This is a genomic window from Enterobacter sp. BIDMC 27 (assembly GCF_000534415.1).
In the GTDB taxonomy this organism is placed as follows: domain Bacteria; phylum Pseudomonadota; class Gammaproteobacteria; order Enterobacterales; family Enterobacteriaceae; genus Enterobacter; species Enterobacter hormaechei_C.
On sequence record NZ_KI973178.1, the window covers coordinates 1,097,542 to 1,124,387 of the forward strand.

Sequence of the window (26,846 nt, forward strand, 5' to 3'; positions counted from 1 at the left end):
CAAAATGGTGTTGCACAAACTGTCCCTTCGTCGGACAGATGGGTCGACTTGTCAGCGAGCTGAGGAACCCTATGGTTTACTCCTATACCGAGAAAAAACGTATTCGTAAGGATTTTGGTAAACGTCCACAAGTTCTGGACATTCCATATCTCCTTTCTATCCAGCTTGACTCGTTCCAGAAGTTTATCGAGCAAGATCCTGAAGGGCAGTACGGCCTGGAAGCAGCCTTCCGTTCCGTGTTCCCGATTCAGAGCTACAGCGGTAATTCCGAGCTGCAGTACGTCAGCTACCGCCTTGGCGAACCGGTGTTTGACGTTCAGGAATGTCAGATCCGTGGCGTGACCTATTCCGCACCGCTGCGCGTAAAACTGCGTCTGGTGATCTACGAGCGCGAAGCGCCGGAAGGCACCGTAAAAGACATTAAAGAACAAGAAGTCTACATGGGTGAAATTCCACTCATGACGGACAACGGTACTTTCGTTATCAACGGTACTGAGCGTGTTATCGTTTCCCAGCTGCACCGTAGCCCGGGTGTCTTCTTCGACAGCGATAAAGGTAAAACGCACTCTTCCGGTAAAGTACTGTATAACGCACGCATCATTCCTTACCGTGGTTCATGGCTGGACTTCGAATTCGATCCAAAAGACAACCTGTTTGTCCGTATCGACCGTCGTCGTAAGCTGCCTGCAACCATCATTCTGCGTGCACTGAACTATACCACTGAGCAGATCCTGGACCTGTTCTTTGAGAAAGTGATCTTTGAAATCCGCGACAACAAGTTGCAGATGGAGTTGGTGCCGGAACGTCTGCGTGGTGAGACCGCGTCGTTCGACATCGAAGCCGACGGCAAAGTGTATGTGGAAAAAGGTCGCCGTATCACCGCGCGCCACATCCGCCAGCTGGAAAAAGATGATATCAAACACATCGAAGTTCCGGTTGAATACATTGCAGGAAAAGTAGCCGCGAAAGATTACGTTGATGAATCAACTGGCGAGCTGATCTGCCCGGCGAACATGGAGCTGAGCCTGGATCTGCTGGCTAAGCTGAGCCAGTCTGGCCACAAACGTATCGAAACGCTGTTCACCAACGATCTGGACCACGGTCCGTACATCTCTGAGACTGTACGCGTCGACCCAACCAACGATCGTCTGAGCGCGCTGGTCGAAATCTACCGCATGATGCGTCCTGGTGAGCCACCAACACGCGAAGCGGCTGAAAGCCTGTTCGAGAACCTGTTCTTCTCCGAAGACCGCTACGATCTGTCCGCGGTTGGTCGTATGAAGTTCAACCGTTCTCTGCTGCGCGACGAGATCGAAGGTTCCGGTATCCTGAGCAAAGACGACATCATTGAAGTGATGAAGAAGCTCATCGATATCCGTAACGGTAAAGGCGAAGTGGACGATATCGACCACCTCGGCAACCGTCGTATCCGTTCCGTAGGCGAAATGGCGGAAAACCAGTTCCGCGTTGGCCTGGTACGTGTAGAGCGTGCGGTGAAAGAGCGTCTGTCTCTGGGCGATCTGGATACCCTGATGCCTCAGGATATGATTAACGCGAAGCCGATTTCTGCGGCAGTGAAAGAGTTCTTCGGTTCCAGCCAGCTGTCTCAGTTCATGGACCAGAACAACCCGCTGTCTGAGATCACGCACAAACGTCGTATCTCCGCACTCGGCCCAGGCGGCCTGACCCGTGAACGCGCAGGCTTTGAAGTTCGAGACGTACACCCGACTCACTACGGTCGCGTATGTCCAATCGAAACGCCTGAAGGTCCAAACATCGGTCTGATCAACTCCCTGTCCGTGTACGCACAGACGAACGAATACGGTTTCCTCGAGACCCCGTATCGTAAAGTGACCGACGGTGTTGTTACTGACGAAATTCATTACCTGTCTGCTATCGAAGAAGGCAACTACGTTATCGCTCAGGCGAACTCCAACCTGGATGACGAAGGCCACTTTGTAGAAGATCTGGTTACCTGCCGTAGCAAAGGCGAATCCAGCTTGTTCAGCCGCGACCAGGTTGACTACATGGACGTATCCACCCAGCAGGTGGTATCCGTCGGTGCGTCCCTGATCCCGTTCCTGGAACACGATGACGCCAACCGTGCATTGATGGGTGCGAACATGCAACGTCAGGCCGTTCCAACTCTGCGTGCTGATAAGCCGCTGGTTGGTACCGGTATGGAACGTGCTGTTGCCGTTGACTCTGGTGTTACAGCAGTTGCTAAGCGTGGCGGTACCGTTCAGTACGTTGACGCATCCCGTATCGTTATCAAAGTTAACGAAGACGAGATGTATCCGGGCGAAGCGGGTATCGACATCTACAACCTGACCAAATACACCCGTTCTAACCAGAACACCTGTATCAACCAGATGCCATGTGTGTCTCTGGGTGAGCCAGTTGAGCGCGGCGACGTGCTGGCAGACGGTCCGTCCACCGACCTCGGTGAACTGGCGCTCGGTCAGAACATGCGCGTAGCGTTCATGCCGTGGAACGGTTACAACTTCGAAGACTCCATCCTCGTCTCCGAGCGTGTGGTTCAGGAAGATCGTTTCACCACCATCCACATTCAGGAACTGGCATGTGTGTCCCGTGACACCAAGCTGGGGCCAGAAGAGATCACCGCTGACATCCCGAACGTGGGTGAAGCTGCGCTCTCTAAACTGGATGAATCCGGTATTGTTTACATCGGCGCGGAAGTGACCGGCGGTGACATTCTGGTTGGTAAGGTCACGCCGAAAGGCGAAACCCAGCTGACGCCAGAAGAGAAACTGCTGCGTGCTATCTTCGGTGAGAAAGCGTCTGACGTTAAAGACTCTTCTCTGCGCGTACCAAACGGTGTTTCCGGTACGGTTATCGACGTTCAGGTCTTCACCCGTGACGGCGTTGAGAAAGATAAGCGTGCGCTGGAAATCGAAGAGATGCAGCTCAAACAGGCTAAGAAAGACCTGTCTGAAGAACTGCAAATCCTCGAAGCAGGTCTGTTCAGCCGTATCTATGCGGTGCTGGTTGCCGGTGGCGTTGAAGCTGAGAAGCTCGACAAACTGCCACGCGATCGCTGGCTGGAACTGGGCCTGACCGACGAAGAGAAACAGAATCAGCTGGAACAGCTGGCTGAGCAGTATGACGAACTGAAACACGAGTTCGAGAAAAAACTCGAAGCGAAACGCCGCAAAATCACTCAGGGCGACGATCTGGCACCAGGCGTGCTGAAGATTGTTAAGGTGTATCTGGCTGTTAAACGTCAGATCCAGCCTGGTGATAAGATGGCAGGTCGTCACGGTAACAAGGGTGTTATCTCTAAGATCAACCCGATCGAAGATATGCCGCACGATGCTAACGGTACGCCGGTAGATATCGTACTGAACCCACTGGGCGTACCGTCTCGTATGAACATCGGTCAGATTCTGGAAACCCACCTGGGTATGGCTGCGAAAGGTATCGGCGATAAGATCAACGCCATGCTGAAACAGCAGCAGGAAGTCGCGAAACTGCGCGAGTTCATCCAGCGTGCCTACGATCTGGGTACCGACGTTCGTCAGAAAGTCGACCTGAACACCTTCAGCGATGAAGAAGTGCTGCGTCTGGCAGAGAACCTGCGCAAAGGTATGCCAATTGCAACGCCGGTATTCGACGGTGCAAAAGAAGCTGAAATTAAAGAGCTGCTGCAACTGGGTGGTCTGCCAACGTCTGGCCAGATTACGCTGTTTGACGGCCGTACCGGTGAACAGTTCGAGCGTCCGGTAACCGTAGGTTACATGTACATGCTGAAACTGAACCACCTGGTCGACGACAAGATGCACGCTCGTTCTACCGGTTCTTACAGCCTGGTTACTCAGCAGCCGCTGGGTGGTAAGGCTCAGTTCGGTGGTCAGCGCTTCGGGGAGATGGAAGTGTGGGCGCTGGAAGCATACGGCGCAGCATACACCTTGCAGGAAATGCTCACCGTTAAGTCTGATGACGTGAACGGTCGTACTAAGATGTATAAGAACATCGTAGACGGCAACCATCAGATGGAACCGGGCATGCCAGAATCCTTCAACGTACTGTTGAAAGAGATTCGTTCGCTGGGTATCAACATCGAACTGGAAGACGAGTAATTCTCGCTCAAACAGGTCACTGCTGTCGGGTTAACGCCCGACAGCAGAGTGTGCTAACTCCGACGGGAGCAAATCCGTGAAAGACTTATTAAAGTTTCTGAAAGCGCAAACTAAAACCGAAGAGTTTGATGCGATCAAAATTGCTCTGGCTTCGCCAGACATGATCCGTTCATGGTCTTTCGGTGAAGTTAAAAAGCCGGAAACCATTAACTACCGTACGTTCAAACCTGAGCGTGACGGCCTTTTCTGTGCGCGTATTTTCGGGCCAGTAAAAGATTACGAGTGCCTGTGCGGTAAGTACAAGCGCCTGAAACACCGTGGTGTGATCTGTGAGAAGTGCGGCGTTGAAGTGACCCAGACCAAAGTACGCCGTGAGCGTATGGGCCACATCGAGCTGGCGTCTCCGACCGCTCACATCTGGTTCCTGAAATCTCTGCCGTCCCGTATCGGTCTGCTGCTGGATATGCCGCTGCGCGATATCGAACGTGTTCTGTACTTCGAATCTTATGTGGTTATCGAAGGCGGGATGACCAATCTGGAACGTAACCAGATCCTGACCGAAGAACAGTATCTGGACGCGCTGGAAGAGTTCGGTGACGAATTCGACGCGAAGATGGGTGCGGAAGCTATCCAGGCCCTGCTGAAGAGCATGGATCTGGAGCAAGAGTGTGAAACTCTGCGCGAAGAGCTGAACGAAACCAACTCCGAAACCAAGCGTAAAAAGCTGACCAAGCGTATCAAACTGCTGGAAGCGTTCGTTCAGTCTGGTAACAAACCAGAGTGGATGATCCTGACCGTTCTGCCGGTTCTGCCGCCAGATCTGCGTCCGCTGGTTCCGCTGGATGGCGGTCGTTTCGCAACGTCGGATCTGAACGATCTGTACCGTCGCGTGATCAACCGTAACAACCGTCTGAAACGTCTGCTGGATCTGGCTGCGCCGGACATCATCGTACGCAACGAAAAACGTATGCTTCAGGAAGCAGTCGATGCCCTGTTGGATAACGGTCGTCGTGGTCGTGCGATCACCGGTTCTAACAAACGTCCTCTGAAATCTTTGGCCGACATGATCAAAGGTAAGCAGGGTCGTTTCCGTCAGAACCTGCTCGGTAAGCGTGTTGACTACTCCGGTCGTTCTGTAATCACCGTAGGTCCATACCTGCGTCTGCATCAGTGCGGTCTGCCGAAGAAAATGGCACTGGAGCTGTTCAAACCGTTCATCTACGGCAAGCTGGAACTGCGTGGCCTCGCCACCACCATCAAAGCCGCGAAGAAAATGGTTGAGCGTGAAGAAGCTGTCGTTTGGGATATCCTGGACGAAGTGATCCGCGAACACCCGGTACTGCTGAACCGTGCACCAACTCTGCACCGTCTGGGTATCCAGGCCTTTGAGCCAGTCCTGATCGAAGGTAAAGCGATCCAGCTGCACCCGCTGGTTTGTGCGGCCTATAACGCCGACTTCGATGGTGACCAGATGGCTGTTCACGTACCGCTGACGCTGGAAGCCCAGCTCGAAGCGCGTGCGCTGATGATGTCTACCAACAACATCCTGTCTCCAGCGAACGGTGAACCTATCATCGTTCCTTCTCAGGACGTTGTACTGGGTCTGTACTACATGACCCGTGACTGTGTTAACGCCAAAGGCGAAGGCATGGTGCTGACTGGCCCGAAAGAAGCTGAGCGTATTTATCGCGCTGGCCTGGCCTCTCTGCATGCGCGCGTTAAAGTGCGTATCACCGAATACGAAAAAGATGAAAACGGCGAGTTCGTTGCGCACACCAGCCTGAAAGACACGACCGTTGGCCGTGCCATTCTGTGGATGATCGTACCGAAAGGTCTGCCTTTCTCCATCGTCAACCAGGCGCTGGGCAAGAAAGCGATCTCCAAAATGCTGAACACCTGTTACCGCATTCTGGGTCTGAAGCCGACCGTTATCTTCGCTGATCAGACAATGTACACCGGCTTTGCTTATGCAGCGCGTTCAGGTGCATCTGTTGGTATCGATGACATGGTCATCCCAGAGAAGAAACACGAGATCATCTCTGAAGCGGAAGCTGAAGTTGCTGAGATCCAGGAGCAGTTCCAGTCTGGTCTGGTAACCGCAGGCGAACGTTACAACAAAGTTATCGATATCTGGGCTGCGGCGAACGATCGTGTATCTAAAGCGATGATGGATAACCTGCAAACCGAAACCGTGATTAACCGTGACGGCGTAGAAGAGCAGCAGGTCTCCTTCAACAGCATCTACATGATGGCCGACTCCGGTGCGCGTGGTTCTGCGGCACAGATTCGTCAGCTGGCAGGTATGCGTGGTCTGATGGCGAAGCCAGATGGCTCCATCATCGAAACGCCAATCACCGCGAACTTCCGTGAAGGTCTGAACGTACTCCAGTACTTCATCTCCACGCACGGTGCGCGTAAAGGTCTGGCGGATACCGCACTGAAAACGGCGAACTCCGGTTATCTGACGCGTCGTCTGGTTGACGTTGCGCAGGATCTGGTCGTCACCGAAGACGATTGTGGCACCCTCGAAGGTATCACCATGACCCCGGTTATCGAGGGTGGTGATGTTAAAGAGCCGCTGCGCGATCGCGTACTGGGTCGTGTGACCGCGGAAGACATTCTGAAGCCGGGCACCGCAGACATTCTGGTTCCACGCAACACCCTGCTGCACGAACAGTGGTGTGACCTGCTGGAAGCGAACTCTGTTGACTCCGTGAAAGTGCGTTCCGTTGTATCCTGTGACACCGACTTTGGTGTGTGTGCGCACTGCTACGGTCGTGACCTGGCGCGTGGCCACATCATCAACAAAGGTGAGGCTATCGGCGTTATCGCGGCACAGTCCATCGGTGAGCCGGGTACACAGCTGACGATGCGTACGTTCCACATCGGTGGTGCGGCATCTCGTGCGGCTGCTGAATCCAGCATCCAGGTGAAAAACAAAGGTAGCATCAAGCTCAGCAACGCGAAGTCGGTTGTGAACTCCAGCGGTAAACTGGTTATCACTTCCCGTAACACCGAGCTGAAGCTGATCGACGAATTCGGTCGTACCAAAGAGAGCTATAAAGTGCCTTACGGTGCGGTTATGGCGAAAGGTGATGGCGAGCAGGTTGCTGGCGGTGAAACCGTTGCAAACTGGGATCCACACACCATGCCGGTTATCACCGAAGTAAGTGGTTTCATCCGCTTCACTGACATGATCGACGGCCAGACCATTACTCGTCAGACCGACGAGCTGACCGGTCTGTCTTCTCTGGTGGTTCTGGATTCTGCTGAACGTACTACCGGCGGTAAAGATCTGCGTCCTGCACTGAAAATCGTTGATGCTCAGGGCAACGACGTTCTGATCCCTGGTACCGATATGCCTGCGCAGTACTTCCTGCCGGGTAAAGCGATTGTACAGCTGGAAGATGGCGTACAGATCAGCTCTGGTGACACCCTGGCGCGTATTCCTCAGGAATCCGGCGGTACCAAGGACATCACCGGTGGTCTGCCACGCGTTGCGGACCTGTTCGAAGCACGTCGTCCGAAAGAGCCTGCGATCCTGGCTGAAATCAGCGGTATCATCTCCTTCGGTAAAGAGACCAAAGGTAAGCGCCGCCTGGTTATTACGCCAGTAGATGGCAGCGAGCCGTACGAAGAGATGATTCCTAAGTGGCGTCAGCTCAACGTGTTCGAAGGTGAACGCGTAGAACGTGGTGACGTGGTTTCCGATGGTCCAGAAGCGCCGCACGACATCCTGCGTCTGCGTGGTGTGCATGCTGTTACCCGTTACATTGTTAACGAAGTACAGGACGTATACCGTCTGCAAGGCGTTAAGATTAACGATAAACACATTGAAGTTATCGTTCGTCAGATGCTGCGTAAAGCAACCATCGAAAACGCGGGCAGCTCCGACTTCCTGGAAGGCGAGCAGGTTGAATACTCACGCGTTAAGATCGCTAACCGCGATCTGGAAGCGAACGGCAAAATCGGTGCGACCTTCGCACGCGATCTGCTGGGTATCACCAAAGCGTCTCTGGCAACCGAGTCCTTCATCTCTGCTGCATCGTTCCAGGAAACCACTCGTGTCCTGACCGAAGCGGCTGTTGCAGGTAAACGTGATGAACTGCGCGGTCTGAAAGAGAACGTTATCGTGGGTCGTCTGATCCCGGCCGGTACCGGTTATGCGTACCACCAGGATCGTATGCGTCGTCGCGCAGCGGGCGAACTGCCAGCTGCACCGCAGGTGACTGCCGAAGATGCATCCGCGAGCCTTGCAGAACTGCTGAACGCAGGTCTGGGCGGTTCCGACAACGAGTAATCGTTGATGCCGTAAATAAAAAACCCGCCTCGGCGGGTTTTTTTACGTCTGTATGTCTTCAATTCACTAACGGGATGCGTCGATAAAGCTCAATCATATCGCCCGCCAGATCCTGAATAACCATTGCGTTCATCAGGTGATCCTGAGAGTGGACGGTAATCAGGTTAACCGGAAGCTTCCCGGTGCCTTCATCAAGACCAATAAGCTGTGTCTGGATGGTGTGCGCATGCTTCACATATTCACGCGATTCTTCCATCGCTTTCTCGGCTTCATCAAAGTCGCCTTTTCGCGCCATCTGTAACGCCGTCAGGGCCGCACTGCGCGCTGCGCCTGCGTTGACCAGCAGTTCCATAATCGTGGTTTCTAAGTCTTCCATTATGACTCCAGAAGTTTGAGCGCTTTTTCCAGTACGGCATCACCTTTCATCATGCCGTAATCCATCATGTCGATGACCGCAACCTTTTTTCCGAGCGGATCGGCCTGCGCCTGGAGTTTTGCCTGTTCGTATTTAACCTGTGGCCCCAGTAATACGATATCAGCCGTCGCGATGTTATCTTTAAACTCCGCGACCGGAACGGCTTTAATGGTTACTTCGACTCCTTTTTTCTGCGCGGCATCTTTCATACGTTGAACCAGCATGCTGGTTGACATTCCCGCTGCACAGCATAAAACGATGTTCTTCATAGTCAGCCTCGATCTACATGTGTTTATTGATAATTATCCCGTGCAGACCGCTTCAACAACCGCTTTACCGCGATTGTGTGTCAGGCATCACAAAGAAATCGGCATTTTTCTGAAACCGGTTACAATTTTACAGCGGAGAGCATTCTGCCCGTCAGATCGGGCAGAATTTCAGGAAGGGTATTATCGGCTGGCCGTGCTTACGATGCGGTTTTTACCCTGTTGTTTAGCGGTATACAGCGCTTCATCTACGCTACCGATAAACTGCTCCAGCGGTTCGAAGTGCCACTCTCCCATCCCGGCGCTGAAGGTCACTCGCAGGTTCTCTTCCCGCCAGGTCCGCTTCTCAACGGCGGTGCGCCAGGCTTCCAGTAGCGCGTGCGCGGAGTTCATCAGCTCGGCCGGGAATATCACGCCGAACTCTTCTCCACCGTAGCGGTAAACGGAAACGTGGTGCGGCTGCATGATCTGAATACCTTCCCGCGCCACGTTGCGCAGCACAATATCCCCGCTCAGGTGGCCCCAGGTGTCGTTAATGGACTTGAAGTTATCGATGTCGATCAGCGCCAGAACGAAGGGTTGATGGGCAGTCAGCAACTCGTCCACATCGTTGTCGAACGCACGGCGATTTTTGCAACCTGTCAGCGCATCATGGGTGGCCTGACGGACATAGGCCAGCTCGCGTTCTTTATTGGTTCGAATGGTATGGCTGAGCATCGCTTCAAGGCGTGGCGCCTGGTTGACGTCGCCGGTTTTGATGGCGTTGATAATGTTCATCAGCACAGAACGCGAGGCATGACGAAGGTAAAGCCCGAACAAAATGATGATGATTGCCGCCAGCGCAAATCCCCAGCCGACGACGGTGGTTTCATGCCGGGTGATGACGGTAAGCGTGGCATCGGAGACCCGATAAATCACAAACCAGTCCGGATTGGTGAAAGAGTAGTAGTAATACCAGGTTTTACTTTTGGGGTCGAAAAGATGGCCTTCGCCGCTGGTCATTTTGTCCATCAGCGCTTCGCTTACGTACTGCTTAAAGAGCGCCCCCGTGTCCGGATGCAGCACAACGGCGCCGTCACGCTCCACGACAAAAAACTCACCCTGAACAGGCGCCACCATCTGGCGCAGGGTATACCCCATGGACGTTAAATCAAGATGGAAAGCGAGCGTGCCCTTCAGACGGCCTTCCGGTGAAATGACCGGCTTATAGAGGGTGACAGTAGGATGTTGGGTGAAATAGTCCAGATAGGGGCGGGTGTAGTGAGGAAAGTTGCTGGCTTCCGCTTGCCCGACAAACCATGGGCGGGTTCTGGCGTCGAACGACTTACTTTTCTCCGTTGGCAGCACTTCCGGCGCGCGCAGATGGCGCCCTTCTGTGTCCGCCAGAGAGATAGACGACACCGTCGGCATCAGGTTCTGCAAATGCATCAACATCTGCAAACCGTGTGTCGGATCGATATTTATTGTCTGATTTACTCTGTCGTTACGGGCGAAGTACATCGCAGCGCGACCAAGAATATAGTCATTTTCTCGCAGGATGGATTCGGTATAGTTCACCGCCAGATTATGGGTGAAATTACCATTAATTTTATGATAATCCTCAAGAAAATCCTTTCTCTGTGAAAGGATGACCAGGATGGCGATTAGCGCGAAACTGAACAGGATCCCCGCGAAGCTGACCATAATTGGCCGGGTAAAAGAGAGCTTTTTACTGTGGAGTGCCATGAGTTGTACATCAATCCAGATGGTAGACGCGTTGCGTCTGTCGATACCCTCAGCATAGTCGCTGTCCGGTTGCTGGTAGTAAATTATACAGAAGGCGATTACCGACGAGATGATTTATCTTAAGCGTAGATAAGAAACGACGTATTTATTGTATCAATTGAATTTTGTTTAAGAGGCGGAGGGCAGGGCGAAACGAGGAAGAAGCATTTTCACCCTGGTCAGCGTCCGTTGCTGACGTGGTTAAGCATAAGAAAACCGGGCAGATCGCCTCAATCGCCCGGTTATGATCTTACGAGCCGCCTCGTAACCTTTTCGCATTTTTGCAGACAGTTTCAGCGCTAATGCGAGGCTCTTCCCAGCCAGCTATCCCAGTCTTTCCACACCGGCTGTAGCCCCTGTGCAGTCAGGGCTTCCGCCACCGCTTCGGGCCGTCGGCCGTCGTGCGGTGCAAACTGTTCCAGTTCCGGGTGATCGTCCGCGTAACCGCCCGGCTGCGTTTTGGAAAAGGCGCTGACGTTATTGATCGCCAGCGGGATCGCGCGATCGCGAAACGCGGGGGATTCACGCGTGGAGAGCGACAATTCCACTTCCGGCGCGAACAGGCGAAATGCACACAGGGTTTGCACCAGCTGGCGCTCATCCATCAGCGAGGCGGGTTCAACGCCTCCCGTACAGGGACGCAGCCGCGGGAAAGAGATGGAATAGCGGCTTTGCCAGTACTGCTGCTGTAGCCACAGCAGATGCTCCGCCACCATATAGCAGTCCACCCGCCAGCTGTCGGACAGACCGATAAGCGCGCCCAGCCCAATTTTATCGATACCGGCGCGCCCCAGCCTGTCCGGCGTTTCCAGCCGGAAGATGAAATCCTGCTTCTTCCCTTTCAGGTGATGCCGGGCATAGGTCGCCTCATGGTAGGTTTCCTGATAAACCATTACGCCGTCCAGCCCGAGGGTTTTCAGCTCCGCATATTCCTCCTGCGACAGAGGCTGCACTTCCATTTGCAACGAGGCAAATTCGCGGCGGATGGCCGTAAGATGCTGGCGAAAATAGTCCATCCCCACTTTGCCCTGATGTTCACCCGTCACCAGCAGGAGATGTTCAAAACCCATCTCACGAATAGCCGCACACTCGCGGGCGATCTCATGCTCATCCAGCGTTTTACGCTTAATACGGTTGCTCATGGAGAAACCACAGTAGGTGCAGTCATTGGCGCACAGATTAGAAAGATAGAGCGGCACGTAAAAGCTCACCGTGTTGCCAAAACGCTGGCGGGTGAGGCGTTGCGCGCGCTGGGCCATCGGTTCAAGGTACGCGCTGGCTGCCGGAGAAAGCAGGGCCATCAAATCCTCGCGCGTCAAATGTTTGGCTGTTAATGCCCGCTCTACGTCCGCAGAGGTTTTACTGTTGATGCGTAAGGCAATATCGTCCCAGTTAAGCTGACGCCAGCGATCGGTAAAGGTAGCCATCAGAGCGCCTCCAGAAAATCGGTCAGCGGGCTGGTGGCCTGCGCCTGAACACTGCGCGAGCCGGGGCCGGACTGCCGAGCCAGCAGACCGGACTCCACGGCAAGGCGGAACGCACGCGCCATCATCACCGGGTCGTCGGCCACCGCAATCGCGGTATTGACCAGCACCGCATCGGCCCCTATCTCCAGCGCCTGCGCGGCGTGACTGGGTACGCCGATGCCCGCATCCACCACCACGGGCACGGTCGCCTGCTCAATAATGATTTCCAGCATCGCGCGGGTCTCCAGCCCCTGGTTGGAGCCAATGGGGGCGCCCAGCGGCATTACGGCCGCGCAGCCGACCTCTTCCAGACGCTTACAGAGCACGGGGTCGGCACCACAGTAGGGCAGAACGGTGAATCCCTGCTGCACCAGCTTCTCTGCCGCTTTCAGGGTTTCGATCGGATCGGGCAACAGCCAGCGGGCGTCCGGATGAATTTCCAGCTTCAGCCAGCGGGTGCCGAGCGCTTCCCGCGCCAGTTGCGCAGCGAAAATTGCTTCCTCGGCCGTTTTCGCACCGGAGGTATTTGGTAAGAGCGTCACGCCTGCCTCCAGTAACGGCGCAAGTATGGCATCGTTGTGCTGACGCAGATCCACGCGCTTCATCGCCAGCGTCACCAGCTGGCTGCCGCTTTCACGAATGGCATCCACCATCAGTTGCGGGGAGGCGAATTTTCCGGTTCCGGTAAACAGATGTGAATCAAAGACTTTGTCGGCAATACGTAACATCTCAGCCCCCTGCGATAACCTGAAACAGCAGGATCTGGTCGCCCTCATTGACCTGCTGATGTTCCCACCGCTCGCGCGGCAGGATCTGTTGATTGAGCGCCAGCGCCGTTCCCGGCTTCAGCTGGCGCAGCATGTCGAGCAGGGCGGCAACGGTGAGATCGTCGTCGCACGTCATCGGCTCATCGTTAAACAGAATGCGCATTGCGGCCTCCGCATACCGGGCAGTGGCTGGCACGGTTTAACGCCAGATGACGCCAGCCGCTGGAGCGGGCGTCGAACAGCCGCAGCGTGTTGCGTTCTGTCTCCATGCCGCTGAGCAACTTGATGGCCTCCAGCGCCTGAAGAGTACCCATCACGCCCACCACCGGGCCCAGAATGCCTGCCGTGCGGCAGTTACGCTCCGGTTCAGCCTCGTCCGGCCACAGGCAGCGGTAGCAGCCCTGTGCCCACGGCGGCGTAAGCACCATTATTTGCCCACCGAAACCGACCGCGCTGGCGGTGATCAGCGGCGTGTTCTGCGCAACACAGGCCGCGTTGATGGCCTGACGTGTCGCCATATTGTCCGTACAGTCCAGCACCACGTCGGCAAGGGCCACTTCGCGTTGCAGATCTTCCCCGCTCAGCCGCGTCTGGAGTGCGACCAGTTCGATATCGGGGTTAAGCTGGTTCAGCCGCTGGCGCGTAACGTGCGCTTTAGGCTGGTTGATATCTTCTGTCGTAAAGAGAATTTGCCGTTGCAGATTGCTGAGATGTACCTCGTCGTCATCGGCCAGCACCAGCGTGCCCACGCCCGCGCCGGCCAGATACAGCGCGGCGGGGGTGCCTAATCCGCCCAGACCGACAATCAGTACCCGGCTGGCGAGCAGCTTTTGCTGCCCCTCGATGGCGATATCCTCCAGCAGGATCTGGCGGCTGTAACGCATAAAATCACGATCTTTCATCACCTGCTCCTGCCAGTTGTAAAAGCTGCGCGGTGGCGGCCTGCCAGTCTGCCGCCTGGGTGATAGCGCTGACGACGGCGATACTGCCGACGCCGGTCTCCAGCACCGCGGGCGCACGTTCAAGGCTGATCCCGCCGATGGCGACGGTGGGGTAATCGGCAAGGCGCTTAACGTGGGCCGCCAGCTGCGTCAAACCCTGTGGAGCGGACGGCATCTGTTTGGTTTGCGTCGGGAAAACGTGCCCGAGCGCGATATAAGAGGGGCGGGCCGCCAGCGCCACGTCGATCTCCATATCATCGTGGGTAGAAACGCCCAGCCGCAGACCGGCGTCACGGATCGCGTTGAGATCGGTCGTTTCCAGATCTTCCTGTCCCAGATGCACGCCGTACGCCTGGTGTTTAACCGCCAGTCGCCAGTAGTCGTTGATAAACAGGCGGGCGTGGTAGCGACGTCCCAGCGCGATAGCGGCGATCACGTCGGCCTCCACCTCTTCATCGCGTTTATCCTTGATGCGTAGCTGGAGGGTGCGAACGCCAGCTTCCAGCAGGCGGGCGATCCACGCCACGCTGTCCACCACCGGGTAAAGCCCTAAGCGGAAGGGGACAGGGGGGAAATCAGGCTGGTACATTATGCCTCCTCCTTTTTGAGGTAGATTTCGCCGCCTTTCGCGCGGAAGGTTTCCGACATGTCCGCCATGCCGACTTCAATGGTCTGCGCGGCGGCGTAATCGCGTACTTCCTGGCTGATTTTCATCGAGCAGAATTTAGGTCCGCACATGGAGCAGAAGTGCGCAACTTTGCCCGATTCCTGCGGCAGAGTTTCGTCGTGATAGGCGCGGGCGGTGAACGGATCGAGGGCCAGGTTAAACTGGTCTTCCCAGCGGAATTCAAAGCGCGCTTTGGACATGGCGTTGTCGCGAATTTGCGCGCCCGGATGGCCTTTCGCCAGATCCGCCGCGTGGGCGGCAATCTTGTAGGTGATCAGCCCCTGCTTCACGTCCTCTTTGTTTGGCAGCCCGAGGTGCTCTTTCGGCGTCACGTAGCAGAGCATGGCGCAGCCGAACCAGCCGATCATCGCCGCGCCAATGCCTGACGTGAAGTGGTCGTAGCCCGGCGCAATATCGGTGGTCAACGGCCCCAGGGTGTAGAACGGTGCTTCGTGGCAGTGCTCCAGCTCCTCGGTCATGTTGCGACGGATCATCTGCATCGGCACATGGCCCGGGCCTTCAATCATCACCTGCACGTCGTACTCCCAGGCGATTTTGGTCAGCTCGCCCAGCGTGTGCAGCTCGGCAAACTGCGCCTCGTCGTTAGCATCGCGGATGGAGCCCGGGCGCAGGCCGTCGCCCAGCGACAGGGAGACGTCGTACGCGGCGCAAATTTCGCAGATTTCGCGGAAGTGCTCGTAGAGGAAGTTTTCCTGATGATGGGAAAGGCACCATTTCGCCATAATCGAACCGCCGCGTGAGACGATACCGGTCAGACGTTTCGCCGTCATCGGCACGTAGCGCAGCAGCACGCCCGCGTGGATGGTGAAGTAGTCCACGCCCTGCTCGGCCTGCTCCAGCAGCGTGTCGCGGAACGCTTCCCAGGTGAGGTTTTCGGCGATGCCGTTGACCTTCTCCAGCGCCTGATAAATCGGGACGGTACCGATCGGCACCGGGCTGTTACGCAGGATCCATTCGCGGGTTTCGTGAATATAACGGCCAGTGGACAGATCCATCACCGTGTCCGCGCCCCAGCGCGTCGACCAGACCAGCTTTTCCACCTCTTCTTCGATGGATGACGTCACCGCTGAGTTGCCGATATTGGCGTTGACCTTCACCAGGAAGTTGCGGCCGATAATCATCGGCTCGGATTCCGGGTGGTTGATGTTGGCGGGGATAATGGCGCGCCCGGCGGCCACTTCGTCACGCACAAATTCCGGCGTGATGTTTTCCGGCAGGCGAGCGCCAAACCCTTCACCAGGATGCTGGTGGCGCAGCACTTCGCTGCGGATGCGCTCGCGGCCCATGTTTTCGCGGATGGCGATGAACTCCATCTCCGGCGTGACGATACCCTGGCGCGCGTAGTGCAGCTGGGTGACGCATTTGCCCGCTTTAGCGCGTTTCGGCGTCAGCAGGCCGGTAAAGCGCAGCTCGTCCAGACCGTCGTCGGCCAGGCGCGCGTTGGTATACGCCGAGCTGCGCACGCTCAGTTCTTCGCAGTCGTTACGGGCGTCAATCCACGGCTGGCGCAGTTTTGCCAGACCCTGCTGTACGTTGATAGCAACAGAAGGGTCGCCGTACGGGCCGGAAGTGTCATACACCGGCACGGCTTCGTTGTCTTCAAACTGCGGGTTTTCTTTGCTGCCGCCGATAAGCGTCGGGCTGAGCTGGATTTCGCGCATCGGCACGCGGATATCAGCCTGTGAACCGGTGATGTAGATGCGCGTTGAGTTCGGGAAAGCGGTGCCTTCCAGGGTGTCGATGAAGCGTTGTGCGTGTTCGCGCTGTTCGCGGCGGGTCAGTTTTGTTGTAGACATAGCTCATTCCAGATGTGAAGGACATGGCTTGTCAGACGACGGATGAAGCAAGAGAAGATCGCCTCAGGGGCGATACAACAGCAGTGTGACTCTTGTTCCCTTCGCAGGTATTAACCTGATCAGGTTCCGCGGATCCCGAATTAACGGTCTCAGCCCGTGCTTTCACACTGGGCACTCCGACAAGAAAAATCCCCCTCGTGAGAGGGGCGAATGGTTGTAAATTACTCGTTAACGATTAAGAACTCAAGCAGGGCGCGCAACGTTATCGCTGGTGCTGATATTCAGGTTGTTGTCCAGCACGAGGGCGATGAGCTTGTCTTCCAGCGTGAATCGCTCTTCCAGCGCTTCGCCAAGGTCGGAAAGCGCCTGCTGAAACTCAAGATAGTTATCGTGATCGATAGCGTTCTCTAGCGTGGAATCGTAATAGTCCATGATCTGCTGGGTGTTGGCTTCCAGCAGCGGACAGAGTTTGCTGGCCGCTAAATACGGCGTTGTCCCTTCCATTTCGCGGATAATGCGTTCATAAAGGTTGAAATGGCCGTCGGAAAGGTAGTCGACCAGGCTCTGACAGAAGTCGTCCAGCGCTTTTTCATTCAGCCGCATAAAGGATTCTTTGCCAGGCTTAAGACCAACCAGATTGTAATACGCCACGAGTAGATGCTTGCGCACATGTAGCCAGCGATCCACCAGGGTGTTACTTCCTCCAACGCGCTCAGTCAGGCTTTCCAGCTGGTTTAACATGGTCGACTCCATAAGGTTTAGAATGGGATCTGCTTATCCAAAATGTAACCATAATGCTAACAACATGTCAGTGAAGCGAAGGTAGTGCAATAGATATGGATCGTATTATTGAAAAATCAGATCTGGGTTGGTGGATCGTCAGTCACGAACAAAAATTATGGCTGCCCGGTGGGGAGATACCCTACGGTGCGGCAGACATCTTCGATCTCGTCGGCCAACCGGCGCTGCGGATCGGCGAGTGGCAGGGCGATCCGGTATGGTTGATCCAACAGGCTCGTCGTCAGGATATGGGATCCGTTCGTCAGGTGTTGGATCGGGATGTCGGCCTGTTCCAGCTGGCGGGGCGCGGCGTGCAGCTGGCGGAGTTTTACCGCTCGCACAAATACTGCGGCTACTGCGGCCACACCATGCACCCGAGCAAAACCGAGTGGGCAATGCTCTGCGGCCACTGCCGTGAACGCTATTACCCGCAAATCGCACCGTGCATCATTGTCGCCATCCGCCGTGATGATTCCATCCTGCTGGCGCAGCATACCCGCCATCGCAACGGCATTCACACCGTCCTCGCCGGGTTCGTGGAAGTCGGCGAAACGCTGGAACAGGCGGTGGCGCGCGAGGTGATGGAGGAGAGCGGCATTAAGGTGAAAAACCTGCGCTATGTGACATCGCAGCCGTGGCCGTTCCCGATGTCCCTGATGACCGCGTTTATGGCGGAATACGACAGCGGCGAGATTGTTATCGATCAGAAAGAGCTGCTGGAGGCGAACTGGTATCGCTACGACGATTTACCGCTGCTGCCCCCACCGGGAACGGTGGCGCGTCGCCTGATAGAAGATACCGTGGCAATGTGTCGGGCCGAGTATGAGTAGTGTTACACTGACGGACTGACGCAATAAGGAACTGCAAAATGACCGAACTGAAGAACGATCGTTATCTGCGTGCGCTGCTGCGCCAGCCCGTTGATGTCACCCCGGTGTGGATGATGCGCCAGGCGGGACGCTATCTGCCAGAGTACAAAGCCACGCGCGCGCAGGCAGGCGATTTTATGTCGCTGTGCAAAAACGCCGAGCTGGCCTGTGAAGTGACGCTCCAGCCGCTGCGCCGCTTCCCGCTCGATGCCGCCATTCTTTTTTCGGACATTCTCACCATTCCGGATGCGATGGGCCTTGGGCTCTATTTCGAAACCGGAGAAGGCCCGCGTTTTACCTCTCCGATCAAAAGCAAAGCCGACGTTGATAAGCTGCCGATCCCCGATCCTGAAGGCGAGCTGGGCTATGTGATGAACGCCGTGCGCACCATTCGCCGCGAACTGAAAGGCGACGTGCCGCTGATTGGCTTCTCCGGTAGTCCGTGGACGCTGGCCACCTACATGGTGGAAGGCGGCAGCAGCAAAGCCTTTACCGTCATCAAAAAGATGATGTACGCCGAGCCGCTGGCCCTGCATGCCCTGCTCGACAAGCTGGCGAAGAGCGTCACGCTCTATCTCAACGCGCAGATTAAAGCGGGCGCGCAGTCGGTGATGATTTTCGACACCTGGGGCGGCGTGCTGACCGGACGTGATTATCAGCAGTTCTCCCTGTACTACATGCACAAAATTGTCGATGGCCTGCTGCGTGAAAACGAAGGCCGTCGCGTGCCGGTGACGCTGTTTACCAAAGGCGGCGGTCAGTGGCTGGAAGCGATGGCGGCCACCGGCTGCGACGCGCTGGGCCTCGACTGGACCACCGATATTGCCGATGCGCGCCGTCGCGTGGGGGACAAAGTGGCGCTCCAGGGCAACATGGATCCGTCCATGCTCTATGCGCAGCCTGCCCGTATCGAAGAAGAAGTGTCGACTATACTGTCTGGTTTCGGCCAGGGCGAAGGCCACGTCTTCAACCTCGGTCACGGTATTCATCAGGATGTACCGCCAGAACACGCTGGCGTATTTGTGGAGGCGGTGCATCGGCTTTCTGCCCAGTATCATAAGTAAGGAGTGGTTATGGATCTCGCGTCGCTACGCGCTCAGCAAATCGAACTGGCTTCATCAGTGATCCGCGAGGATCGTCTGGATACGGACCCTCCGCGGTACATTGGCGGGGCGGACGTCGGGTTTGAGCAGGGCGGTGAAGTGACGCGAGCGGCGATGGTGGTGCTGAAATACCCTTCGCTGGAGCTGGTGGAGTACAAGGTGGCGCGTATCGCCACCACCATGCCCTATATCCCCGGCTTTCTCTCCTTCCGCGAATATCCCGCGCTGCTGGCCGCGTGGGAGCAACTCTCGCAAAAACCCGATCTGCTGTTTGTTGATGGGCATGGTATCTCCCATCCGCGTCGCTTAGGTGTCGCCAGCCACTTTGGTCTGTTGGTGGACGTGCCGACCATCGGCGTGGCGAAAAAACGCCTGTGCGGCGCGTTTGAGCCGCTCTCTGCCGAACCGGGCGCGCTGGCGCCGCTTATCCATAAAGGCGAGCAGCTGGCGTGGGTCTGGCGCAGTAAAGCGCGCTGCAACCCGTTGTTTATCGCCACCGGGCATCGGGTCAGCATGGATAGCGCACTGGCGTGGGTGCAACGCTGTATGAAGGGCTACCGTTTACCGGAGCCAACCCGCTGGGCTGACGCCGTGGCCTCTTCACGTCCGGCATTCATTCGTTGGCAGGAAATTCAGCCGTGATTCAGGTAAACTGCGGCTAATTTTCGATTCGAGACATCATCATGTTACAAAACCCGATTCATCTGCGCCTTGAGAAGCTGGAAAGCTGGCAGCACGTGACGTTTATGGCTTGCCTGTGCGAGCGCATGTATCCCAACTATGCCGCGTTCTGCAAGCAGACGGCGTTTGGCGAAGGCCAGATTTATCGTCGTATCCTGGATTTAATCTGGGAGACGCTGACGGTCAAAGATGCGAAGGTAAATTTTGACTCTCAGCTCGAAAAGCTGGAAGAGGCTATTCCGGCTGCGGATGATTTCGATCTGTATGGCGTCTACCCGGCCATTGATGCCTGTGTGGCGTTGAGCGAGCTGATCCACTCCCGTCTGAGCGGTGAAACCCTGGAACACGCCATTGAAGTCAGTAAGGCATCCATTACCACCGTTGCGATGCTGGAAATGACCCAGGAAGGCCGTGAAATGACCGACGAGGAGCTGCGTGCTAACCCGGCGGTTGAACAGGAATGGGATATTCAGTGGGAAATTTTCCGTCTGCTGGCGGAGTGTGAAGAACGTGATATTGAGCTGATCAAAGGGCTTCGCGCGGACCTTCGCGAGGCCGGTGAGAGCAATATTGGTATAATTTTTAACCAATGAGACAACAAAACGTGATTTAACGCCTGTTTTGTCACTCCTCGACTCTTCCCTTTCGCCCCCCGTCTGGTCTACATTTGGGGGGCGAAAAAAAGTGGCTATCGGTGCGTGTATGCAGGAGAGTGCTTTTTTGGCATTTTCGTCGCACTCGATGCTTAGCAAGCGATAAACACATTGAAAGGATAACTTATGAACAAGACTCAACTGATTGATGTAATTGCGGACAAGGCTGATCTGTCTAAAGTGCAGGCTAAAGCTGCTCTGGAATCTACCCTGGCTGCTATTACTGAGTCTCTGAAAGAAGGCGATGCTGTACAACTGGTTGGTTTCGGTACCTTCAAAGTGAACCACCGCGCTGAGCGTACTGGCCGCAACCCGCAGACCGGTAAAGAAATCAAAATCGCCGCAGCTAACGTGCCGGCATTTGTTTCTGGTAAAGCACTGAAAGACGCAGTTAAGTAAGACGCGTGGCAGTGAACAGTTTTAACGAAGGGGCGGCAACGCCCCTTTTGTCATTCTGGCGTGGAACGCTCGCGCTGGCAGGCGTACTGTTGCTGTCTGCCTGTAGCCATGATTCCTCACTCCCCCCGTTTACCGCCAGCGGCTATGCTGACAACCAGGGTGCGGTCAGGATCTGGCGCAAAGATTCCAGCGATGAAGTCCATATGCTCACCGCATTCAGCCCGTGGCATAACGGCAACACCTCGACCGCAGAATACCGCTGGCAGGGCGATGCGCTGTCGCTCATTGAACTGAATATCTACAGTAAGACTCCCGAACACGTGAAGGTGCGTTTCGACGACCACGGCGAGCTGAGCTTTATGCAGCATGAGGTCAGTGGACTGAAACAGCAGCTTTCCAGCGATCAGGTCGCTCTCTACCGCTACCGTGCTGAACAACTCCGCCAGACCAGCGATGCGCTGCGTCAGGGCCGCGTGGTGCTGCGCCAGGGGCGCTGGCATGCCGACGGCACGGTGACCACCTGCGAAGGGCAGACGGTGAAGCCTGAGCTTGAATCCTGGGCAACCGAACACATTCAGCGTCGTCAGCGGCATTCATCTGTGGAGGTGAGTGTGGCATGGCTGGAAGCGCCGGAAGGCTCTCAGCTGTTGCTGGTGGCGAATGAAGATTTCTGCACCTGGCAGCCGACAGAGAAGAGTTTCTGACGTAAATCCCCTCTCCCTGTGGGAGAGGGTTAGGGTGAGGGTGTGAAATTACTCTCCCTGCTCCCGCGCAATGGCACGATAGCCGATATCCTGGCGGCTGAAGCTGCCATTCCAGTGAATATCCGCCATCAGCGCATAGGCGCGCTTCTGCGCCTCTGCCACGGTCTGGCCCAGCGCGGTCGCACACAGCACGCGACCGCCGTTGGTGAGCACGCGGTCGTCGTCAGAGAGCTTTGTACCGGCGTGGAACACCTTCGCACCGTCAATCTCTTCCAGCGGCAGGCCGTGGATCTCATCTCCGGTGTTGTAGCTACCCGGATAGCCACCCGCAGCAATCACCACACCTAAAGAGGCACGCTCGTCCCACTCGGAAGTTTTCTCGTCCAGCTTGCCTTCGCACGCCGCCAGACACAGATCAACCAGATCGGACTTCATGCGCAGCATGATCGGCTGGGTTTCCGGATCGCCGAAGCGGCAGTTGAATTCAATCACCTTCGGGTTACCCTGCTTGTCGATCATCAGGCCTGCGTAAAGGAAACCGGTGTAGGTATTGCCTTCCGCAGCCATCCCCTTCACGGTTGGCCAGATGATGCGGTCCATGGTGCGCTGGTGTACTTCGTCAGTGACCACCGGAGCAGGGGAGTAAGCTCCCATCCCGCCGGTGTTTGGCCCCGTGTCGGCATTGCCTACGCGCTTGTGATCCTGGCTGGTCGCCATCGGCAGAACGTGCTCGCCGTCAACCATCACGATAAAGCTCGCTTCTTCGCCGTCGAGGAACTCTTCAATCACGATGCGGTGGCCCGCGTCGCCAAAGGCGTTACCCGCCAGCATATCCTGCACGGCGGCTTCCGCTTCTTCGAGGGTCATCGCCACGATAACGCCTTTCCCGGCAGCCAGGCCGTCGGCTTTGATCACGATGGGCGCGCCTTTTTCACGCAGGTAAGCCAGAGCAGGCTCTACCTCGGTGAAGTTCTGATATTCCGCCGTCGGGATGTTATGACGCGCGAGAAAATCTTTGGTGAAGGCTTTTGAGCCTTCCAGCTGCGCAGCCCCTTCCGTTGGGCCGAAAATTTTCAGGCCCGCGGCGCGGAAGGCATCTACAACGCCGATCACCAGCGGTGCTTCCGGGCCAACAATCGTCAGATCGATATTCTCGTTTTGGGCAAAGCTCAGCAGCGCCGGGATGTCGGTTACGCCGATGGCGACGTTCTGTAGTGCGGGCTCCAGCGCGGTCCCGGCGTTACCCGGTGCCACAAAGACGGTTTCAACCTGCGGAGACTGCGCTGCTTTCCACGCCAGGGCGTGCTCGCGCCCGCCGTTACCAATCACTAATACTTTCATTTTCTGCTCCGGGAATTAATGGCGGAAGTGGCGCATGTCAGTGAAGATCATTGCGATGCCATGCTCGTCGGCAGCGGCAATCACTTCGTCATCACGGATTGAACCGCCAGGCTGGATCACACAGGTGATGCCCACAGCAGCGGCCGCATCGATACCGTCGCGGAACGGGAAGAAGGCGTCAGAGGCCATGGCGGAACCTTTGACTTCCAGACCTTCGTCACCTGCTTTAATACCCGCGATTTTCGCAGAGTAAACGCGGCTCATCTGGCCTGCGCCTATTCCGATGGTCATGTTCTCTTTGGCGTAGACGATAGCGTTGGATTTCACGAACTTCGCCACTTTCCAGCAGAACAGCGCGTCACGCAGTTCCTGCTCGGTTGGCTGACGTTTGGTGACGACACGCAGATCGGCTTCGCCCACCATACCCAGATCGCGGTCCTGAACCAGCAGCCCGCCGTTCACGCGCTTGAAGTCCAGGCCTGGAACGCGCTCTGCCCACTGGCCGCAAACCAGTACGCGCACGTTCTGTTTCGCCGCGGTGATTTTCAGCGCCTCTTCGGATGCGGATGGCGCGATGATCACTTCGACAAACTGGCGGGAGATGATGGCCTGCGCGGTTTCCGCATCCAGCTCGCGGTTGAAGGCGATAATGCCGCCGAACGCGGAGGTCGGGTCGGTTTTGTAGGCGCGATCGTATGCTTCCAGAATAGACGCACTTACCGCAACGCCGCATGGGTTGGCGTGCTTGACAATAACGCAGGCAGGCTCGCTGAACTCTTTCACGCATTCCAGCGCGGCGTCGGTATCGGCAATATTGTTATAGGAGAGCGCTTTGCCCTGAACCTGCTGGGCAGTCGCTACAGAGGCTTCTTTTACCTCTTCTTCTATATAGAAGGCAGCCTGCTGGTGGCTGTTCTCACCGTAACGCATATCCTGCTTCTTAATGAAGTTCAGGTTCAGCGTGCGCGGGAAGCGGCCAGATGGATCTTTGCTTTCACCGTGGTAGGCAGGTACCAGGCTACCGAAATAGTTGGCGATCATGCTGTCGTAGGCGGCGGTATGCTCGAAGGCTTTGATGGCGAGATCGAAACGCGTTTCAAGCGTCAGGGACCCTTCGTTGGCATCCATCTCATTAATAATGGCGTTGTAGTCACTGCTCTTTACCACGATGGCTACATCTTTATGGTTCTTGGCTGCGGAGCGCACCATGGTCGGGCCGCCGATGTCGATATTCTCAACAGCGTCTTCCAGAGAACAGCCTTCGCGGGCAACGGTCTGGGCGAACGGGTAGAGGTTAACAACCACCATGTCGATGGGGGCAATATTGTGCTGCTCCATAATGCCGTCGTCCTGACCGCGACGGCCCAGAATACCGCCGTGCACTTTCGGGTGCAGGGTTTTGACGCGTCCATCCATCATTTCCGGGAAACCGGTGTAATCGGACACTTCGGTTACCGGCAGACCTTTATCTGCTAACAGGCGAGCGGTACCGCCTGTAGAAAGCAGCTCCACACCGCGTGCGGAAAGTGCCTGAGCGAATTCGACGATACCGGCTTTATCAGAAACACTGAGCAGAGCGCGGCGGACTGGACGACGTTGTTGCATGGTAAATCCCCTGGATTTCACGATTACAGAGAGCGTTAGATGAATTTTCCTGTGAAAAACTCATCTAACACACCTGACGAGGCATCCTTGTGAAGCGCGAGCATTTTAACGAAAACGTTTGCGCAACGCTCGCATATTTTTACTTTTTCGTATCATTGTGGATAAGTCTGTGCGTAAAAAGGTATAAGGCGGGGTTTTGCTGTGGAATGCAGCAGTCAGTCATTTTTCTGTCATTTAGCGGTTGCGGCCTGCGGAGAACTCCCTATAATGCGCCTCCATCGACACGGCGGATGTGAATCACTTCACAGATAACCCGGTCGGCTGAAGAGAAAAAATCCTGAAATAACGGGTTGACTCTGAAAGAGGAAAGCGTAATATACGCCACCTCGCGACAGAGCGCTGAAGCGCGTCGCAACTGCTCTTTAACAATTTATCAGACAATCTGTGTGGGCACTCAAAGTGACATGGATTCTTAATGTCTTCGGACACTAAATGAATACCAAGTCTCAACGAGTGAACACGTAATTCATTACGAAGTTTAATTCATTGAGCATCAAACTTTTAAATTGAAGAGTTTGATCATGGCTCAGATTGAACGCTGGCGGCAGGCCTAACACATGCAAGTCGAACGGTAACAGGAAGCAGCTTGCTGCTTCGCTGACGAGTGGCGGACGGGTGAGTAATGTCTGGGAAACTGCCTGATGGAGGGGGATAACTACTGGAAACGGTAGCTAATACCGCATAACGTCGCAAGACCAAAGAGGGGGACCTTCGGGCCTCTTGCCATCGGATGTGCCCAGATGGGATTAGCTAGTAGGTGGGGTAACGGCTCACCTAGGCGACGATCCCTAGCTGGTCTGAGAGGATGACCAGCCACACTGGAACTGAGACACGGTCCAGACTCCTACGGGAGGCAGCAGTGGGGAATATTGCACAATGGGCGCAAGCCTGATGCAGCCATGCCGCGTGTATGAAGAAGGCCTTCGGGTTGTAAAGTACTTTCAGCGGGGAGGAAGGCGATAAGGTTAATAACCTTGTCGATTGACGTTACCCGCAGAAGAAGCACCGGCTAACTCCGTGCCAGCAGCCGCGGTAATACGGAGGGTGCAAGCGTTAATCGGAATTACTGGGCGTAAAGCGCACGCAGGCGGTCTGTCAAGTCGGATGTGAAATCCCCGGGCTCAACCTGGGAACTGCATTCGAAACTGGCAGGCTAGAGTCTTGTAGAGGGGGGTAGAATTCCAGGTGTAGCGGTGAAATGCGTAGAGATCTGGAGGAATACCGGTGGCGAAGGCGGCCCCCTGGACAAAGACTGACGCTCAGGTGCGAAAGCGTGGGGAGCAAACAGGATTAGATACCCTGGTAGTCCACGCCGTAAACGATGTCGACTTGGAGGTTGTGCCCTTGAGGCGTGGCTTCCGGAGCTAACGCGTTAAGTCGACCGCCTGGGGAGTACGGCCGCAAGGTTAAAACTCAAATGAATTGACGGGGGCCCGCACAAGCGGTGGAGCATGTGGTTTAATTCGATGCAACGCGAAGAACCTTACCTACTCTTGACATCCAGAGAACTTTCCAGAGATGGATTGGTGCCTTCGGGAACTCTGAGACAGGTGCTGCATGGCTGTCGTCAGCTCGTGTTGTGAAATGTTGGGTTAAGTCCCGCAACGAGCGCAACCCTTATCCTTTGTTGCCAGCGGTTAGGCCGGGAACTCAAAGGAGACTGCCAGTGATAAACTGGAGGAAGGTGGGGATGACGTCAAGTCATCATGGCCCTTACGAGTAGGGCTACACACGTGCTACAATGGCGCATACAAAGAGAAGCGACCTCGCGAGAGCAAGCGGACCTCATAAAGTGCGTCGTAGTCCGGATTGGAGTCTGCAACTCGACTCCATGAAGTCGGAATCGCTAGTAATCGTGGATCAGAATGCCACGGTGAATACGTTCCCGGGCCTTGTACACACCGCCCGTCACACCATGGGAGTGGGTTGCAAAAGAAGTAGGTAGCTTAACCTTCGGGAGGGCGCTTACCACTTTGTGATTCATGACTGGGGTGAAGTCGTAACAAGGTAACCGTAGGGGAACCTGCGGTTGGATCACCTCCTTACCTTAAAGAACCTGCCTTTGCAGTGCTCACACAGATTGTCTGATGAATGATGAACTTCTGAATGTACTTTTGAGTGCATTAAGAAGTTTTGCTCTTTAAAAAT

The 26,846-nt window shown here is 55.7% G+C and carries 20 protein-coding genes, 1 rRNA gene and 1 riboswitch; of the genes, 9 read left to right on the forward strand and 12 right to left on the reverse strand.

The window, feature by feature from the left end; translation table 11 throughout:
• Nucleotides 1-71: 71 nt before the first annotated feature.
• Entirely contained in the window at nt 72-4,100 is a 4,029-nt protein-coding gene (gene rpoB / locus L463_RS17260) for a DNA-directed RNA polymerase subunit beta (RefSeq protein ID WP_015569976.1), read from the forward strand.
• Between the two features lie 76 nt (nt 4,101-4,176).
• Nucleotides 4,177-8,400, forward strand: a complete 4,224-nt coding sequence (gene rpoC, locus L463_RS17255; protein WP_017384083.1) for a DNA-directed RNA polymerase subunit beta' — start codon at nt 4,177-4,179, stop codon at nt 8,398-8,400.
• Between the two features lie 58 nt (nt 8,401-8,458).
• On the opposite strand, the gene L463_RS17250 is transcribed toward rpoC, so the two are convergent.
• The 10 genes from L463_RS17250 to L463_RS17205 form a co-directional block, all read right to left on the reverse strand.
• The gene (locus L463_RS17250; RefSeq protein ID WP_003862327.1) at nt 8,459-8,776 is read right to left on the reverse strand and encodes a PTS lactose/cellobiose transporter subunit IIA; all 318 of its coding nucleotides are present in this window, start codon (nt 8,774-8,776) and stop codon (nt 8,459-8,461) included.
• Entirely contained in the window at nt 8,776-9,084 is a 309-nt protein-coding gene (locus tag L463_RS17245; protein ID WP_010425948.1) for a PTS sugar transporter subunit IIB, read from the reverse strand. Before L463_RS17245 ends, L463_RS17250 begins: the two co-directional genes overlap by 1 nt.
• A gap of 180 nt (nt 9,085-9,264) precedes the next feature.
• The gene (locus L463_RS17240) at nt 9,265-10,806 is read right to left on the reverse strand and encodes a sensor domain-containing diguanylate cyclase (protein WP_023295748.1); all 1,542 of its coding nucleotides are present in this window, start codon (nt 10,804-10,806) and stop codon (nt 9,265-9,267) included.
• 338 nt (nt 10,807-11,144) lie between these two features.
• The gene (gene thiH / locus L463_RS17235) at nt 11,145-12,272 is read right to left on the reverse strand and encodes a 2-iminoacetate synthase ThiH (protein ID WP_023295749.1); all 1,128 of its coding nucleotides are present in this window, start codon (nt 12,270-12,272) and stop codon (nt 11,145-11,147) included.
• Nucleotides 12,272-13,039 (reverse strand): thiazole synthase, encoded by a 768-nt coding sequence (thiG, locus tag L463_RS17230; protein WP_015569972.1) that lies wholly within the window; start codon nt 13,037-13,039, stop codon nt 12,272-12,274. The genes thiH and thiG overlap by 1 nt, the downstream gene beginning before the upstream one ends.
• A gap of 1 nt (nt 13,040) precedes the next feature.
• Nucleotides 13,041-13,241 (reverse strand): sulfur carrier protein ThiS, encoded by a 201-nt coding sequence (thiS, locus tag L463_RS17225; RefSeq protein ID WP_015569971.1) that lies wholly within the window; start codon nt 13,239-13,241, stop codon nt 13,041-13,043.
• Nucleotides 13,225-13,980, reverse strand: a complete 756-nt coding sequence (gene thiF / locus L463_RS17220; protein WP_023302918.1) for a thiazole biosynthesis adenylyltransferase ThiF — start codon at nt 13,978-13,980, stop codon at nt 13,225-13,227. The genes thiS and thiF overlap by 17 nt, the downstream gene beginning before the upstream one ends.
• A complete protein-coding gene (gene thiE, locus L463_RS17215; RefSeq protein WP_017694729.1) occupies nt 13,967-14,608 on the reverse strand; it encodes a thiamine phosphate synthase in 642 nt (213 codons plus the stop codon). Before thiE ends, thiF begins: the two co-directional genes overlap by 14 nt.
• Nucleotides 14,608-16,503 (reverse strand): phosphomethylpyrimidine synthase ThiC, encoded by a 1,896-nt coding sequence (thiC, locus tag L463_RS17210; RefSeq protein ID WP_015569968.1) that lies wholly within the window; start codon nt 16,501-16,503, stop codon nt 14,608-14,610. Before thiC ends, thiE begins: the two co-directional genes overlap by 1 nt.
• Before the next feature lie 79 nt (nt 16,504-16,582).
• Nucleotides 16,583-16,692, reverse strand: a riboswitch (TPP riboswitch).
• A gap of 54 nt (nt 16,693-16,746) precedes the next feature.
• Nucleotides 16,747-17,244: an Rsd/AlgQ family anti-sigma factor gene (locus tag L463_RS17205; protein ID WP_017384077.1), complete on the reverse strand. Its 498-nt coding sequence runs from the start codon at nt 17,242-17,244 to the stop codon at nt 16,747-16,749.
• Nucleotides 17,245-17,339: 95 nt separating this feature from the next.
• Between L463_RS17205 and nudC the strand changes: the two genes are divergently transcribed.
• From nudC to L463_RS17175, 6 genes are all read left to right on the forward strand, one after another.
• The gene (nudC, locus tag L463_RS17200; protein ID WP_015569966.1) at nt 17,340-18,113 is read left to right on the forward strand and encodes an NAD(+) diphosphatase; all 774 of its coding nucleotides are present in this window, start codon (nt 17,340-17,342) and stop codon (nt 18,111-18,113) included.
• Between the two features lie 38 nt (nt 18,114-18,151).
• Nucleotides 18,152-19,216: a uroporphyrinogen decarboxylase gene (hemE, locus tag L463_RS17195; protein WP_022650209.1), complete on the forward strand. Its 1,065-nt coding sequence runs from the start codon at nt 18,152-18,154 to the stop codon at nt 19,214-19,216.
• Between the two features lie 9 nt (nt 19,217-19,225).
• Nucleotides 19,226-19,897, forward strand: a complete 672-nt coding sequence (nfi, locus tag L463_RS17190) for a deoxyribonuclease V (RefSeq protein WP_003862312.1) — start codon at nt 19,226-19,228, stop codon at nt 19,895-19,897.
• A 41-nt stretch (nt 19,898-19,938) separates the two neighbouring features.
• On the forward strand, nt 19,939-20,529 hold the full coding sequence (locus L463_RS17185) for a YjaG family protein (RefSeq protein ID WP_003862310.1): 591 nt from the start codon (nt 19,939-19,941) through the stop codon (nt 20,527-20,529).
• A 186-nt stretch (nt 20,530-20,715) separates the two neighbouring features.
• Nucleotides 20,716-20,988 (forward strand): nucleoid-associated protein HU-alpha, encoded by a 273-nt coding sequence (gene hupA / locus L463_RS17180; RefSeq protein ID WP_002445246.1) that lies wholly within the window; start codon nt 20,716-20,718, stop codon nt 20,986-20,988.
• Nucleotides 20,989-20,999: 11 nt separating this feature from the next.
• Entirely contained in the window at nt 21,000-21,692 is a 693-nt protein-coding gene (locus L463_RS17175; protein ID WP_017384076.1) for a DUF1481 domain-containing protein, read from the forward strand.
• A gap of 48 nt (nt 21,693-21,740) precedes the next feature.
• Here L463_RS17175 and purD read toward each other — a convergent pair whose 3' ends face one another.
• Both purD and purH read right to left on the reverse strand, forming a co-directional pair.
• The gene (gene purD, locus L463_RS17170; protein WP_015569963.1) at nt 21,741-23,033 is read right to left on the reverse strand and encodes a phosphoribosylamine--glycine ligase; all 1,293 of its coding nucleotides are present in this window, start codon (nt 23,031-23,033) and stop codon (nt 21,741-21,743) included.
• A gap of 15 nt (nt 23,034-23,048) precedes the next feature.
• A complete protein-coding gene (gene purH, locus L463_RS17165) occupies nt 23,049-24,638 on the reverse strand; it encodes a bifunctional phosphoribosylaminoimidazolecarboxamide formyltransferase/IMP cyclohydrolase (protein WP_023295751.1) in 1,590 nt (529 codons plus the stop codon).
• A 563-nt stretch (nt 24,639-25,201) separates the two neighbouring features.
• On the opposite strand from purH, the gene L463_RS17160 reads away from it, so the two are divergent.
• A 16S ribosomal RNA gene (locus L463_RS17160) occupies nt 25,202-26,743 on the forward strand.
• The last annotated feature ends 103 nt before the right edge of the window (nt 26,744-26,846 follow it).